The organism is Streptomyces tibetensis (genome assembly GCF_040647715.1).
In the GTDB taxonomy this organism is placed as follows: domain Bacteria; phylum Actinomycetota; class Actinomycetes; order Streptomycetales; family Streptomycetaceae; genus Streptomyces; species Streptomyces tibetensis_A.
Window position 1 is genome coordinate 74929 of sequence record NZ_JBEZCR010000002.1, and the last position, 14303, is coordinate 89231.

Annotated in this window: 13 protein-coding genes; 11 read left to right on the top strand and 2 right to left on the bottom strand. The window is 71.2% G+C overall.

Annotation, left to right across the window (positions count from 1 at the left end; translation table 11 throughout):
• The first annotated feature begins 64 nt into the window (after positions 1-64).
• From mqnE to AB0B29_RS04980, 7 genes are all read left to right on the top strand, one after another.
• Entirely contained in the window at positions 65-1228 is a 1164-nt protein-coding gene (gene mqnE / locus AB0B29_RS04950) for an aminofutalosine synthase MqnE (RefSeq protein ID WP_362234118.1), read from the top strand.
• Between the two features lie 69 nt (positions 1229-1297).
• Complete coding sequence (locus AB0B29_RS04955; protein ID WP_362234121.1) at positions 1298-1948, top strand: UdgX family uracil-DNA binding protein; 651 nt, start codon at positions 1298-1300, stop codon at positions 1946-1948.
• Positions 1949-1981: 33 nt separating this feature from the next.
• Entirely contained in the window at positions 1982-2506 is a 525-nt protein-coding gene (locus tag AB0B29_RS04960) for a GNAT family N-acetyltransferase (RefSeq protein WP_362234124.1), read from the top strand.
• A gap of 101 nt (positions 2507-2607) precedes the next feature.
• Positions 2608-2907, top strand: a complete 300-nt coding sequence (locus AB0B29_RS04965; RefSeq protein ID WP_104787322.1) for a DUF4229 domain-containing protein — start codon at positions 2608-2610, stop codon at positions 2905-2907.
• A 142-nt stretch (positions 2908-3049) separates the two neighbouring features.
• Entirely contained in the window at positions 3050-3151 is a 102-nt protein-coding gene (locus tag AB0B29_RS04970; RefSeq protein WP_361945274.1) for a putative leader peptide, read from the top strand.
• A 68-nt stretch (positions 3152-3219) separates the two neighbouring features.
• Positions 3220-4542: a dicarboxylate/amino acid:cation symporter gene (locus AB0B29_RS04975; RefSeq protein ID WP_362234127.1), complete on the top strand. Its 1323-nt coding sequence runs from the start codon at positions 3220-3222 to the stop codon at positions 4540-4542.
• A gap of 95 nt (positions 4543-4637) precedes the next feature.
• The gene (locus AB0B29_RS04980; protein WP_362234129.1) at positions 4638-5303 is read left to right on the top strand and encodes a TetR/AcrR family transcriptional regulator; all 666 of its coding nucleotides are present in this window, start codon (positions 4638-4640) and stop codon (positions 5301-5303) included.
• Here AB0B29_RS04980 and AB0B29_RS04985 read toward each other — a convergent pair.
• On the bottom strand, positions 5291-6142 hold the full coding sequence (locus tag AB0B29_RS04985; protein ID WP_362234132.1) for a MaoC family dehydratase: 852 nt from the start codon (positions 6140-6142) through the stop codon (positions 5291-5293). The genes AB0B29_RS04980 and AB0B29_RS04985 overlap by 13 nt on opposite strands.
• The gene (locus AB0B29_RS04990; protein ID WP_362234134.1) at positions 6142-7467 is read right to left on the bottom strand and encodes a 3-oxoacyl-ACP reductase; all 1326 of its coding nucleotides are present in this window, start codon (positions 7465-7467) and stop codon (positions 6142-6144) included. The genes AB0B29_RS04985 and AB0B29_RS04990 overlap by 1 nt, the downstream gene beginning before the upstream one ends.
• Before the next feature lie 135 nt (positions 7468-7602).
• Between AB0B29_RS04990 and AB0B29_RS04995 the strand changes: the two genes are divergently transcribed.
• The 4 genes from AB0B29_RS04995 (at position 7603) to kstD (ending at position 14285) form a co-directional block, all read left to right on the top strand.
• A complete protein-coding gene (locus tag AB0B29_RS04995) occupies positions 7603-8892 on the top strand; it encodes an acetyl-CoA C-acetyltransferase (protein ID WP_362234137.1) in 1290 nt (429 codons plus the stop codon).
• Between the two features lie 240 nt (positions 8893-9132).
• The gene (locus AB0B29_RS05000) at positions 9133-11052 is read left to right on the top strand and encodes an AMP-dependent synthetase/ligase (protein WP_362234139.1); all 1920 of its coding nucleotides are present in this window, start codon (positions 9133-9135) and stop codon (positions 11050-11052) included.
• Positions 11053-11159: 107 nt separating this feature from the next.
• Entirely contained in the window at positions 11160-12281 is a 1122-nt protein-coding gene (locus tag AB0B29_RS05005) for a sugar ABC transporter substrate-binding protein (RefSeq protein WP_362234141.1), read from the top strand.
• Positions 12282-12512: 231 nt separating this feature from the next.
• A complete protein-coding gene (gene kstD / locus AB0B29_RS05010) occupies positions 12513-14285 on the top strand; it encodes a 3-oxosteroid 1-dehydrogenase (protein WP_362234144.1) in 1773 nt (590 codons plus the stop codon).
• Positions 14286-14303 lie beyond the last annotated feature (18 nt).

Sequence of the window (14303 nt, forward strand, 5' to 3'; positions counted from 1 at the left end):
GGGGCACCTCCCGCCCGAAGGGTGGGGGCGTACGGTTGGGACGTCGTCGTAGAAAGGTGTGGGCATGGATCTCGGGCTCAAGCGCGAGCTGGAGGAGAAGGTCAGGGCGGGTGAGCGCCTGACCCGTGAGGACGGCATCGCGCTGTACGAGTCGGACGACCTGGCCTGGCTCGGCGGCCTCGCGCACGAGGTGCGCACCCGCAAGAACGGCGACGTCGTGCACTTCAACGTCAACCGTCACCTCAACATGACGAACGTGTGCACGGCCTCCTGCGCGTACTGCTCCTTCCAGCGCAAGCCGGGGGAGAAGGACGCGTACACGATGCGCATCGAGGAGGCCGTCAAGCTCGCGAAGGCGATGGAGGGCGAGAACCTCACCGAGCTGCACATCGTCAACGGGCTGCACCCGAACCTGCCGTGGCGGTACTACCCGCGGTCGCTGCGGGAGCTGAAGGCCGCGCTGCCGGACGTCTCGCTGAAGGCGTTCACGGCCACGGAGATCCACCACTTCGAGACCATCTCGGGGATGAGCGCGTCGGAGATCCTCGACGAGCTCATCGACGCCGGGCTGGAGTCCCTCACCGGTGGCGGCGCGGAGATCTTCGACTGGGAGGTCCGGCAGCACATCGTGGACCACCGCACCCACTGGGAGGACTGGTCGCGCATCCACCGGCTCGCGCACGAGAAGGGTCTGAAGACCCCGTGCACGATGCTGTACGGGCACATCGAGGAGCCGCGCCACCGGGTGGACCACGTGCTGCGGCTGCGTGAGCTGCAGGACGAGACCGGTGGGTTCCAGGTCTTCATCCCGCTGCGGTACCAGCACGACTTCGTCGACATGCAGGACGGCAAGGTGCGCAACCGTCTTCAGGCGCGGACGCAGATGGCGACCGGCGCCGAGGCGCTGAAGACCTTCGCGGTGTCGCGGCTGCTGTTCGACAACGTGCCGCACGTGAAGGTGTTCTGGGTCATGCACGGAGTGCAGACGGCGCAGCTCGCGTTGCAGCACGGTGCGGACGACATGGACGGGTCCGTCGTCGAGTACAAGATCACTCATGACGCGGACAACTATGGGACGCCGAACAAGCTGACGCGTGAGGACTTGCTCGACCTCATTCGTGATGCCGGGTTCCGGCCGGTGGAGCGGAATACGCGGTACGAGATCATTCGGGAGTACGACGGGCCCGACCCGTCGCTTCGCGAGACGCCGCAGGCCATGCGGGTGTGAGCGCGGCTGCGGGTGCGTGGGGCTTCTTCGCGCAGTTCTTCGCGCCCCTGAGCCGGGTACTCGGGGGGCATGGTCAGGAGCTCGGCACCTGAGGATGCCTATACCGCTGAACCCTTTGTTCCTGGTCGGGGTGGGCTTTCCGCTCTGCGGGAGGCCGCCGCCGGCTGTCGGGGGTGTCCTCTGCACCGGGACGCCACCCAGACCGTGTTCGGGGCCGGGGCCGCGGATGCCCGGGTCATGCTCGTGGGCGAGCAGCCCGGGGATCAGGAGGACCGGCAGGGGAAGCCGTTCGTCGGACCGGCCGGGAAGGTGCTCGACCGGGCCCTCGAGGAAGCCGGGATCGATCCTTCCGAGGCCTATGTCACCAACGCCGTGAAGCACTTCAAATTCACGCAGGCCGAGCCCCGGAAGCGGCGGATCCACAAGGCGCCGAACCTGCGGGAGATGACCGCGTGCGGGCCCTGGCTCGCCGCGGAGCTCGCGGTCGTGGAGCCGGAGCTGATCGTCGTCCTGGGGGCGACCGCCGGGAAGGCGCTGCTCGGGTCCTCCTTCCGGGTCACGCAGGTGCGGGGGACGGTGCTGGAGGAGGAGATCCACGGGCGGCCGGAGCGGCTGGTGCCGACCGTGCATCCGTCGTCGGTGCTGCGGTCCGACGACCGGGAGGCGGCGTACCGGGGGCTGGTGTCGGACCTGGAGGTGGCGGCCGACGCGCTGTCGTGATGAACGCGCTGTCGTAATAGCTACAATGCGGGCATGCCCCTTACCTTCGCGCTCGGTCCCGCCGTCACCCCCGAGTTGCGTGACGGCCTGCTCGATCTGTGGACCGATGTCTCCAACGCCGGTGGCGCCGTCGGATACGTGCCGCCGGTGACGCGGGAGGAGATCCGTCCCGCGCTCGTGCAGCACTTCGCGTCGATGGCGGAAGGGCGGGTCAAACTGCTCGTCGGACACGACGAGGAGGGGCGGGTCGCGGCGACCGCGTTCCTGACCTTCAATACGCACCACCTCATGACCCACTGGCTGTGGCTGTACACGGTGATGGTGCATCCGCGTCACCAGGGCAAGGGCTACGGGCGGGACCTGCTGGCGGCTGCCGCCGACGCGGCCCGGGGGATGGACGGTATCGAGGCGATCCGGCTGACCTGCCGGGGCGGTCTCGGTCTCGAGCGGTTCTACGAGGCCTGCGGCTACAAGGAGGTCGGGCGGATCCCCGGGGCGATCCGGGTGGGGCCGGGGGAGGACCGGGACGACGTCATCATGCTGCTGCCCCTCGCCTGACCGTCGAAGACCCCCCTGCAGGACCGTCCGCTCGGCGTGCTTCACTGGACGGTGCCCCTTTGGGTGCGTTCCGGCCGTTCGAAACGGAAGAGTGGATTGAGATGCTCCGCTACACACTGATGCGCCTCGGAGTCTTCGTGGGCTGCCTCGTGGTCGTCTGGGGCGCCGTCTACACCGGCATCGCCCCGCGCGGGCTGGGCAACAGCAACGGGCTGTGGGTCGTCCTGCTCGCCCTGCTGATCTCCGCGCCGATCAGCTTCGTCGTGCTGCGCAAGGAGCGGGACCGGGCGTCGGTCCAGGTCGCGCAGCGCGTCGACCGGATGAAGGCCAACCTGGACGCCAACCGCAGCCAGGAGGACGCGGCCGACGACACGGCCCGCACCCAGGGGCAGACCTCGTAGGTTCCCGTCTCGCACGCTCGCAGCGCCCCGTTTCCGTACATGCTCGGAAACGGGGCGCATTGCGTTGTATGGGTGTGTGTGCGTCGTCACCTGTCAAAGAAAGGCTTTGGGGTCCCCAAAGTTCAGGTGTTAAGGTCGTGGTATGAAGTCAGCAGTCGCGCCCCATTCGCCCCTGAGCACTCCGCTCGTGGCGCGGCTGCACGTGGATCTCTGTCGGTGCGCGTCCGCTTTCTGTCGTTCCTGACGTAACGCAACCCCCCACCGTCCCTCCCACGTCAGCTTTCCTACGCGTCCCCCCAACGGAGTCAGTCCGTGTCCTCACACACGAAGTCCTTCAAGGTGCCCTTCTGGGCCCAGATCATCGCCGGTCTCGTCCTGGGTGTGCTGCTCGGCTGGCTCGCCCGCAACCAGGACGTGTCCTGGCTGACCACGACACTGGAAAAGGTCGGCGACACGTTCATCGGGCTGCTGAAGCTCGCGGTCGCCCCGCTCGTCTTCTTCGCGATCCTGGTCTCGATCACCAACCTGAGGAAGGTCAACAACGCGGCCCGCCTGGCCTCGCGCACCCTCCTCTGGTTCATGATCACCTCGCTGATCGCGGTCAGCATCGGCCTGGTCATCGGCCTGCTGACCAACCCCGGCGCCGGCACCGGCCTCACGCCCAAGGACGGCGGGAAGCCCGAGGACACCGGCTCCTGGATCGACTTCCTGACGGGCATCATCCCGACCGACGTCATCACGCCGTTCACCGAGCTGAACGTGCTGCAGATCGTCTTCATGGCCGCCGTCGCCGGTATCGCCGCGCTCCAGCTCGGTGAGAAGGCCCAGCCGATCCTCACCCTGAGCGAGTCGGTCCTCAGCCTGCTGCAGAAGGCGCTGTGGTGGGTCATCCGGCTCGCCCCGATCGGCACCGTCGGCCTCATCGGCCACGCCATCGCCACCTACGGCTGGGATCTGATCGGCAAGTACGCGACGTTCACCGCCGACATCTACGTCGGCTGCTTCATCGTGCTGTTCGGCGTCTACCCGACGCTGCTCGCGACCGTCGCCAAGGCCAACCCGGTCCAGTTCTTCAAGGGTGCCTGGCCCGCGATCCAGCTGGCCTTCGTCTCCCGCTCCTCCGTCGGCACCATGCCGCTGACCCAGAAGGTCACCGAGCGGCTCGGCGTGCCGAAGGAGTACGCCTCCTTCGCCGTGCCGTTCGGCGCCACGACCAAGATGGACGGCTGCGCCGCGATCTACCCGGCCATCGCCGCGATCTTCGTCGCCCAGATCTTCGACATCCAGCTGGGCGTCGGCGACTACCTGCTGATCGCGTTCGTGTCGGTGGTCGGCTCCGCCGCCACCGCCGGTCTCACCGGCGCGACGGTCATGCTGACCCTCACGCTCTCCACCCTGGGCCTGCCGATGGAGGGCGTGGGTCTGCTCCTCGCGATCGACCCGATCCTGGACATGATCCGCACCGCGACCAACGTGGCCGGTCAGGCGCTGATCCCGGTCCTGGTCTCGGCCCGCGAGAACCTGCTCGACCGCACGGCCTACGCCACGGCCGACGGCTCCTCCCTGGACGAGCCGCTCGACGAGCCGCGTGACGAGCCGCGCGACCGGACCGAGCCGGCCGGCGCGACCGCCTGACGGCCGGACCTGCCGCACGCGTCACGGGCCCCCTGAGCGGTCCTTCCCCGGTTTCCCGGGCGAGGGCCGTCCAGGGGGCCCGTACGCTAAGCGCTATGGGTGCCGTGAAGACCAAGCGGATGCCGCGCGCGGTCCGTGAACAGCAGATGCTGGACGCCGCCGTGCGGATCTTCGGCCAACGGGGCTACATGGCCGCGTCGATGGACGAGATCGCCGAACTCGCGGGCGTGTCCAAGCCGTTGGTGTACCTGTACCTCAACTCGAAGGAAGACCTCTTCACCGCCTGCATCCGACGCGAGGCGAAGGCCCTCGTCGAGGCGGTACGGGCCGGGGTCCGCCGCGACCTGCCCGCCGACCGGCAGCTCTGGGAAGGGCTCGGCGCCTTCTTCGCGCACACCGGCGAGAACCCGGACGCGTGGTCGGTCCTGCACCTCCAGGCCCGTACGCACGGCGAACCGTTCGCCGCCGAGGTCACCGCGATGCGCGAGGAGATCGTCGCGTTCGTGACGCAGCTGATTCTTGCCGCTGCGAGGGAGGCCCACCGCGACCCCGACCTGCCCGAGCGCGAGGTCGCCGGGCTGGCCGAGGCGTTGGTCGGCGCCGCCGAGTCGCTCGCCGCCTGGGCCAACGTCACCCCGGGCGTCACGGCCCGCCAGGCCGCGGCCACGCTGATGAACTTCGCCTGGGCGGGGCTCGGCGACCTGATGGCGGGGCGGCCCTGGGCGCCCCCGGAGGAACCGCAAGGCCCTCACGTCGCGTAGACGTCCCCCGTCACATGGATGCGGTCCTGTGGGCCGCGCAGCTCGAACCGGCCGTCCCGCGCCGCGTACGTCACCGTCCCGGGCAGCAGGACCGGGGCCCGGAACTCCGCGCGCAGATGGCACCCGTGGGGGACGTCCTGTGCGGCGAGGCAGCGGGCCACCGTCCACATGCCGTGCGCGATGGCCCGGGGAAAGCCGAACAGCCGGGCCGTGAGCGGGTGCAGATGGATCGGGTTGCGGTCCCCGGAGGCGGCCCCGTAGCGGCGCCCGACGTCCCCGGCGAGCCGCCACTCGTCGACCGCGGGCAGCGGCCCCCGCGCCTCCGGCTCCCGTGGGGTGGCGGACAGCCGGTGGGTGCGGTGCCGGGCCAGGTACGTGCTGGCGGACTCCCATACGACGGCACCACCGCGGCGTACCTCGGTGACGACCGTGGCCTCCGTGCCGCGCCGGTGCGGAGCCAACCCCTGGACGTGCACGCAGATTTCGTACTCGCCGCAGGGCGGCATCCGCTCGTGCCGGGTGACGGTGATCGACGTGTGGACCAGGCCGAGCAGCGGCAGCGGGAAGTCCCGGCCGCTCATCAGCCGCATGGCCAGCGGGAATCCGAGCACGTGCGGATAGGTCACCGGCAGTGCGTCCTCCCCGACGGGGAACCCGCAGACCCGCTCGTACGACGCGAGCCGCGCGAGGTCGACGCGCACGCCGGGCAGGACCAGCCCGGTGCGGGGGAACTCCGCGTCGGGGCCGGGGCGTTTGAGGGGGGACAGCAGCGCACCGCGGGCCAGGAGCGGGGCGAGGGCAGGGGGCCGGGTGAGGGTGAGAGCGGCGGAGTCGGCCATCACGCCCCCAGCAGGCTCTGGCCGCAGACGCGGACGACCTGGCCGTTGACCGCGCCCGAGGCGGGGTGGGCCAGCCAGGCGGTGGTCTCGGCGACGTCGGCCGGGAGACCGCCCTGCGCGAGGGAGTTCATCCGGCGGCCCGCCTCGCGGATGAACAGCGGGACGGCCGCCGTCATCCTGGTCTCGATGAAGCCGGGCGCGACCGCGTTGACCGTCACGCCGTGCTCGTCGAGCGCGCGCGGCGCGAGGGAGCGGACCAGGCCGACGACACCCGCCTTGCTCGCGCCGTAGTTGGTCTGGCCGGCGTTCCCCGCGATCCCCGCGATCGAGGCGGTGGCCACGATCCGGCCGCCGCGCCTCAGCGTGCCGTCCTTCAGCAGGGCGTCGGTGGTGCGCAGCACGCTCGCCAGGTTCACCTCCAGCACGGAGATCCAGCGTTCGGCGGGCATGTTCACCAGGCGCCGGTCACGGGTGATGCCCGCGTTGTGGATCAGCACGTCAAGGCCGTCGGGAAGGGCCTCGGCGATCCGGGCACCCGCGTCGGCGGCCGTCATGTCGAGCGCCAGCGCGGTGCCGCCCAGCCGCTCGGCGACCCGCAGGGCGTCCTGCTCGGCCTGCGGCACATCGAGCACCACGACCCGGGCACCGTCCCTCGCCAGGGTCTCGGCGACCGCCTCGCCGATGCCCCGGGCGGCACCGGTCACCAGGGCGGTGCGGCCGGCCAGGGGGCGGTCCGGGGCGGCGGTGGTCGGCTCCTGACCGGCGGTGGTCGGCTCCTGGGCGGATCCGACCTCGATCACCTGCCCGCTCACATAGGCCGACTTGGGTGACAGCAGGAAGCGCAGGGTGGACTCCGCGGCGGCGGCGTCGGTGAGGCGGACCAGGTTCACCGTCCTGCCCCGGCCGATCTCCTTGCCGAGGGAGCGCGTGAAGCCCTCCAGGGCCTGCTGGGCCGCGGCCTGGTGGTGATCGGCGGGGTCGAGCGGCGCGCCGAGCACGACCACGCGTCCGCTCGAGGCGACCGACCGCAGGACGGGGTGCAGGGCGGCGTGCACCTCCGCCAGGGCCTCGACGTCCCGCACCCCGGTCGCGTCCAGGACGACGGCGGCCGTGCTGCCGGAGCCGGCCGGGGCGAGTCCCGTACGGGCCAGGACGGGTGCGAGGTCGAGGGCGGACCGGCCCGCGGTGAGGTGCAGCAGCCCGCCGTCCAGGACGGGCCGCTCGGCGGACCAGCGGGTCAGCACCGCGGGCTGCGGCAGCCCCAGCCGTTGGGTGAGGAAGCGGCCGGGCGCGGTACCGGTGAAGCGCAGATAGCGGTCGGCCATGGACGACTCCCAGATCTGAAGACGGTTCGCTGAAGACCCACTCCTGCTTACTCTGGAGTAAGGTTACCGGGGGTAAGGCTACGTCACGGACGAGGAGCCGGTCGAGACGAGCCGGTCGAAAGTGAGCTGGTCGAGATGAGTTCCCAGCAGTTGTCGCCGTCGGTGCGGCGTGTGGCGGTCGTCGGCGGAGTCCGCATCCCCTTCGCCCGTTCCGACGGTCCCTACGCCACCGCATCCAACCAGCAGATGCTCACCGCCGCCCTCGACGGCCTCGTCGAGCGGTACGGGCTCCAGGAACCGGGCGCGGTCGGCGAGTTCGTCGCCGGGGCCGTGCTCAAGCACGCCCGCGACTTCAACCTCGCCCGCGAAACCGTCCTCGGCTCACGACTCCACCCGAGCACCCCCGCCTACGACGTCCAGCAGGCCTGCGGCACCGGACTCCAGGCCGTCATCGCCGCCGCCAACAAGATCGCCCTCGGCCAGACCGAGTCCGCCGTCGCGGGCGGCGCCGACACCGCCAGCGACGCGCCCCTCGGCGTCAACGACTCCCTGCGCCGCATCCTGCTGGAGGCACGCCGCGCCAAGTCGCCCGGCGCCCGCCTGAAGGCCCTGGCGAAACTGCGCCCGGGCCACCTCGTCCCCGACATCCCGCGCAACGCCGAGCCGCGCACCGGCCTGTCCATGGGCGAACACGCGGCCGTCACCGCCCGCGCCTGGGGCATCCCCCGCGAGGCGCAGGACGAACTCGCGGCCACCAGTCACCAGCGGCTGGCGGCGGCCTACGAACGCGGCTTCTTCCAGGACCTCGTGGTCCCCTTCCGCGGCCTGGCCCGCGACCAGAACCTGCGCCCCGGCTCGACGGTGGAGAAACTGGCCTCTCTGAAGCCCGTGTTCGGGCTCGGCCACCCCGACCCGACCATGACCGCCGGGAACTCCACCCCGCTGACGGACGGCGCCGCGACCGTCCTGCTCGCGAGCGAGGAGTGGGCCCGCGAACGCGGGCTGGAGCCGCTGGCGTACCTCACCGCGTACGAGACGGCCGCCGTCGACTTCGTCGGCGGTGACGTGGCCGGCGGCGAGGACGGACTGCTCATGGCGCCCGCGTACGCGGTCCCGCGCATGCTGGAGCGGACCGGGCTGGGCCTGGACGACTTCGACCTCGTCGAGATCCACGAGGCGTTCGCCTCCCAGGTGCTGGCGACGCTCGCCGCCTGGGAGAAGCGGGGCCTCGGCACGGTCGACCGCGCCCGGCTGAACGTCGCCGGCTCCTCCCTCGCCACCGGCCACCCCTTCGCGGCCACCGGCGCCCGGATCGTCGCCACCCTGGCCAAGCTCCTGGCCGAACGGGACGCCCCCGCCCGTGGGCTGATCTCCGTCTGCGCGGCGGGCGGGCAGGGGGTGACGGCCGTCCTGGAGCGCGCCTGAGGGCATCGGCCCACAGAACCTGAAAGCCCCTCACGTAATCCCCGAGATTGCACAGGCCTGGCTCCGGACCATCCCCGAACCCGCACAAACCCGCCACGTCCGCGCCGTACGATCCCGTTCCTGCCGTCAGTAACCCCTTAAAGACCCCTCAGGGGGGATTGAGCCGGTTGAGCGCCTCGGCGTGCGAGGCACGTACGTATGCAGCAAGCAGTCCTTCGCTGCACGCCCCAGGAGCCGCCCGTGTCCACTGCGTATCCCTCCTCCGCCTACGGCGGCGCGTACGGGGGGCCGAGGCTCGTCGAGCCCGAGGTACGGAGGCTGGACGGGGCGGTCCGGGAGGCCTCCGTCCCGCCGCTGGCCCCGCCGTGGACCCACGGCTCGCTCGCCGACCTGCCCTTCGACAACGCGAGCGCGCATCCGGACGCCGTGGCACTCAGCCGCAAGAACGCCGACGGCAACTGGAGCGACGTCACGGCGGCGCAGTTCGCCGACCAGGTGCGGGCCGTGGCGAAGGGCCTGATCGCCGAGGGCCTGATGCCGGGCGACCGGATCGCCGTGATGGCCCGCACCATCTACGAGTGGACCGTCCTCGACTTCGCCGCCTGGGCGGCCGGACTGGTCACCGTCCCCGTCTACCCCACCTCCTCCGTCTTCCAGGCCCGCTGGATCCTCCAGGACTCCGGCGCGGTCGCCCTGGTCACCGAGACCGCCGCGCAGGCCGCCGCCCTCGGCCCCGAGCGGGAACGCCTGCCCGACCTGCAGCACATGTGGGTCGTGGAGAAGGGTCATGTGAACCGGCTCGCGGAAGCCGGGGCCCACCTGCCCGACCAGGAGGTCGAGGTGCGGCGCGGCATGCTCGGCCCCGACACCCTCGCCACCCTCGTCTACACCTCCGGCACCACGGGCCGCCCCAAGGGCTGCGCGCTCACCCACGGCAACTTCTTCGCCGAGGTCGACAACGCCATCGAGCTGCTCTACCCCGTCTTCCGGGCCAGGACCAGCGAAGAGGCCTCCGTCCTGCTGTTCCTGCCGATGTCCCACGTCTTCGGCCGCATGGTCGCCATCGCCTGCATCCGCGCCCGCGTCCGGCTCGGCCACGCGCCGAGCATCAAGGCCGACCACCTGCTGCCGGACCTCGCCAGCTTCCGGCCGACCTGTCTGCTGGCCATCCCGTACATGCTGGAGAAGGTCTTCAACTCGGCCCGCGCCAAGGCCGAGGCGGGCGGCAGGGCCTCGTCGTTCGACCGGGCGGTGGCCGTGGCGCAACGCTACGGAGAGGCCCTGGAGGCCCAGCAGACCGGCACCGGGCCCGGCCCCACCCGCGCCCTGAAGACCGCCCGGGCCTTCTACGACCCCCTGGTCTACCGCCGCCTGCGCAACGCCATGGGCGGCAGAGTCCGCTACGCCATCTGCGGCGGCTCCCCGCTCGGCCGCCGCCTCGCCGCGTTCTACGCCGGTGCCGGCATCGAGATCTTCGAGGGCTACGGCCTGACGGAGACCACCGGCGCGAGCACCGTCACCCCGCCCCTGAAACCCCGGCTCGGCACCGTCGGCTGGCCGCTGCCCGGCACCCGCGTGCGCATCGCCGCCGACGGGGAGATCCTCGTCGGCGGCGACCACGTGCTGCGCGGCTACTGGGACCCGCAGGCCGGCGGCGTCGTCCCCGCCGCCCCCGACGGCTGGCTCGCCACCGGCGACCTCGGCGAACTGGACGACGAGGGCTACCTGACGATCACCGGCCGCAAGAAGGAACTGCTGATCACCGCCGGCGGCAAGTCCGTCGCCCCGGCCCCGCTGGAGAACTGGCTGCGCTCGCACCCACTGATCTCCCAGTGCCTGGTCCTGGGCGACGGACGGCCCTTCGTCTCCGCCCTGATCACCCTCGACCCGGAGGGCATCACCCACTGGCGCCAGATGAACGGCAAACACCCCGTACCGGCCGCCCTCCTCGTCGACGACGAGGAACTGCGCGCCGTCCTGCAACGCGCCGTCGACGAGGCCAACAAGCTGGTCTCCCGCCCGGAGTCGATCCGCCGCTTCGCCATCCTCCCCCAGGACTTCACGGAGGAGGCGGGCCATCTCACCCCGTCGATGAAGCTCCGCAGGGAGGCCGTGCTGCGCGCGTTCGCCACGGAAGTAGAGGGTCTGTACGCCCGGTGATTCACCTTTGCGATGTCTTCACACGTGCTTCTTGACGACGCACGGCGTCTGCCCGTTGGCTTTCGACCACCTCGTCACGATGCTCCCCCCATCGGAAGGCACCACCAGTGATACCGCGTAACACCCGTCAGGCCACCGTGCGGCGCCTCTCCATCGCCCTGGCGGTCTCCGTGTCGGCCCTGTCCCTCGCCGCCTGCGGCGACGGCGGGAGTGACGACGCCGCCGCCAAGAAGGGCAACGACATCACGGTGGGCCTGTTGCTGCCCGACCGGGACACGGCACGCTTCGAGAAGTTCGACTACCCGCTGATCAAGCAGGAGGTCGCGTCCCTCACGGAGAACAAGGGCACGGTCCGCTACGCCAACGCCGAGGCGAGCGTGGCCAGACAGAGCGAGCAGTTCCAGAAGATGATCGCCGACAGGGTGGACGTCATCCTCGTCGACGCACTGAACTCCAAGAGCATCGCCACCGACGTGCAGAAGGCCAGGGACGCCGGCATCCCGGTCATCGCCTACGACCGGCTCGCCGAGGGCCCCATCGACGCCTACGTCTCCCACGACAACGAACTCGTCGGCCAGGTGCAGGGCCGCGCCATCATGGGGGAACTCGGCGACAAGGCCGAGAAGAGCAAGGTCGTCATGATGAACGGGGACCCCGCGGACCCCAACACCGCACGCTTCAAGGACGGCGCGCTCAGCGAACTCCAGGGCCAGGTCGACATCGCCGCGCAGTACGACACCAAGGAGTGGAAGCCCGCGATCGCCAAGGCCAACATGAAGAAGGCGATCCAGAAGGTCGGGCTGAACAACATCGCCGCCGTCTACTCGGCCAACGACGGCATGGCCGGCGCCGTCATCGAGGCGCTGAAGGAGGCCGGAGCCACCAGGATGCCGCCGGTCACCGGGCAGGACGCCAACCTCGACGCGGTGCAGCGGATCGTCGCGGGCGAGCAGTACATGACCGTGTACAAGTCCTTCCTGCTGGAGGCGACCAACGCCGCGAAGATCGCGGTGGCCAAGGTCCAGAACCGGGCGATCGAGTTCGCCGCGCTGACCCGGGAGACGGTCGACAGCCCGACGCAGAAGAACATCCCGGCGATGCTGGTGCCGGTGGTCGCCCTCACCAAGGACAACATCAAGGACACGGTGATCACCGACGGCGTGTACACCGTCAAGGACATCTGCACCCCGAAGTACAAGGCGGACTGCGCGGCCATCGGCCTGGAGTAACGGCGGCGGCGCGTGTGGCGTCGAATCCGGGGTGCGGGGTCCCTCTTCGTCGGCGGCCGCAGGCCGCCGGTGGCTGATCGCGCAGTTCCCCGCGCCCCTGAAAGAAGGGCGTTGCCCCGCCGCAGGGTTCGCGTGGCGGACGCGTGATGGGTGCCGCACGGGTCTTGACTTCGCAAGGGCCCCGCGCGACATTCCCCACCCCTTTCGCGTTCTCGTCGGGCTGGAGCGGCCATGACCACACCCACGGACACCCCGGGCACCGTCGGATCCCCGTCCCGAAGACGACTGCTGGCCGGGGCCGCCGGTGCCGGGCTCGCGGTCGCCGCGGGAGTGCAACAAGGCGCCCGGGCAGCCGACTTACCGCCGCTCGGCACGTACGACGTCGTCGTCATCGGCTCCGGCGCCGCCGGCATGACCGCGGCGCTGACGGCCGCGCGCCAGGGCCTGAGCTGCGTCGTCGTGGAGAAGGCCCCGACCTTCGGCGGCTCGGCCGCCCGCTCCGGTGCCGGGATCTGGATTCCCAACAACTCCGTGATCCTCGCGGCCGGGGTCCCGGACACTCCCGCGAAGGCCGCCTCCTACCTCGCCGCGGTCGTCGGCCCCGAGGTCCCCGCCGACCGGCAGCGGGCCTTCCTGACCGCCGGCCCGGCGATGATCTCCTTCGTCATGGACAACAGCCCCCTGAGGTTCCGCTGGATGGAGGGCTACAGCGACTACTATCCCGAGCTGCCCGGCGGCCTGCCGAACGGCCGCTCCATCGAACCGGACCAGCTCGACGGCAACCTCCTGGGCACCGAGCTGGCGCACCTCAACCCGCCGTACATGGACGTCCCCGCCGGCATGGTCGTCTTCAGCGCCGACTACAAGTGGGTCGCCCTGGCCGCCGTGAACGCCCGGGGTGCGGCCGTCGCGGCCCAGTGCCTCGCCCGCGGCGCCAAGGCTGCGACGCTCGGCCAGAAGCCCCTGACGATGGGCCAGGCACTGGCCGCGGGCCTGCGGGCCGGCCTGCGCTCGGCCGGGGTCCCGGTCTGGCTGAACACGCCCCTGACGGACCTGCACGTCGAGAACGGCACCGTGACGGGAGCCGTCGTCACCCGCGACGGCGCACCAGGACTGCTCCGCGCCCGCCGCGGCGTGATCGTCGGCTCCGGCGGCTTCGAGCACAACGCGGCGATGCGGCAGCGCTTCCAGCGGCAGCCCATCGGCACGGAGTGGACCGTCGGGGCGAAGGAGAACACCGGCGACGGCATCCGGGCGGGGGAGCGACTGGGCGCGGCGCTCGACCTGATGGACGACGCCTGGTGGGGCCCGGCGATCCCGATCCCCGGACAGCCGTACTTCTGCCTCGCCGAACGCACCCTGCCCGGCGGACTGCTGGTGAACGGCGCGGGCCGGCGCTTCGTCAACGAGGCCGCGCCCTACAGCGACGTCGTGCACACCATGTACGACGAGCACGGGGCGATCCCGTCCTGGCTGATCACCGACCAGAACTACCGCAACCGGTACCTCTTCAAGGACGTCCTGCCGACCCTGCCCTTCCCCGACGCCTGGTACGACTCCGGGGCCGCCCACAAGGAGTGGACCCTGGACGCGCTGGCGGCCTCGATGGGCGTCCCGGCGGCGGCCCTGCGCACCAGCGTGAACCGCTTCAACGCCCAGGCGCTCCAGGGCGAGGACCCCGACTTCCACCGGGGCGACAGCGCCTACGACCACTACTACACGGACCCCTCGGTCGTCCCGAACTCCTGTCTGGCGCCCCTCTGGCTCCCGCCGTACCACGCCTTCCGCATCGTCCCCGGTGACCTCGGCACCAAGGGCGGCCTCCGCACGGACGCCCGGGCCCGGGTACTGCGGGAGGACGGCTCGGTGATCCGGGGCCTGTACGCCGCGGGCAACGCGAGCGCGGCCGTGATGGGCCACAGCTACGCGGGCGCGGGGTCGACGATCGGCCCGGCGATGACGTTCGGGTACATCGCGGCGAGGGATGCCGCGGGGGTGCCGTAGTCCGTGTGTTTCCTGGCC

Excerpts from the sequence above, each read along its gene's own strand:
- AB0B29_RS04985 (WP_362234132.1), bottom strand. The coding sequence starts at position 6,142 with ATGGCCGACTCCGCCGCTCTCACCCTCACCCGGCCCCCTGCCCTCGCC.
- AB0B29_RS04995 (WP_362234137.1), top strand. The coding sequence starts at position 7,603 with ATGAGTTCCCAGCAGTTGTCGCCGTCGGTGCGGCGTGTGGCGGTCGTC.
- AB0B29_RS04955 (WP_362234121.1), top strand. The coding sequence starts at position 1,298 with ATGGTCAGGAGCTCGGCACCTGAGGATGCCTATACCGCTGAACCCTTT.
- AB0B29_RS04960 (WP_362234124.1), top strand. The coding sequence starts at position 1,982 with ATGCCCCTTACCTTCGCGCTCGGTCCCGCCGTCACCCCCGAGTTGCGT.
- AB0B29_RS04970 (WP_361945274.1), top strand. The coding sequence starts at position 3,050 with ATGAAGTCAGCAGTCGCGCCCCATTCGCCCCTGAGCACTCCGCTCGTG.
- AB0B29_RS04990 (WP_362234134.1), bottom strand. The coding sequence starts at position 7,467 with ATGGCCGACCGCTATCTGCGCTTCACCGGTACCGCGCCCGGCCGCTTC.
- kstD (WP_362234144.1), top strand. The coding sequence starts at position 12,513 with ATGACCACACCCACGGACACCCCGGGCACCGTCGGATCCCCGTCCCGA.
- AB0B29_RS04980 (WP_362234129.1), top strand. The coding sequence starts at position 4,638 with ATGGGTGCCGTGAAGACCAAGCGGATGCCGCGCGCGGTCCGTGAACAG.
- mqnE (WP_362234118.1), top strand. The coding sequence starts at position 65 with ATGGATCTCGGGCTCAAGCGCGAGCTGGAGGAGAAGGTCAGGGCGGGT.
- AB0B29_RS04965 (WP_104787322.1), top strand. The coding sequence starts at position 2,608 with ATGCTCCGCTACACACTGATGCGCCTCGGAGTCTTCGTGGGCTGCCTC.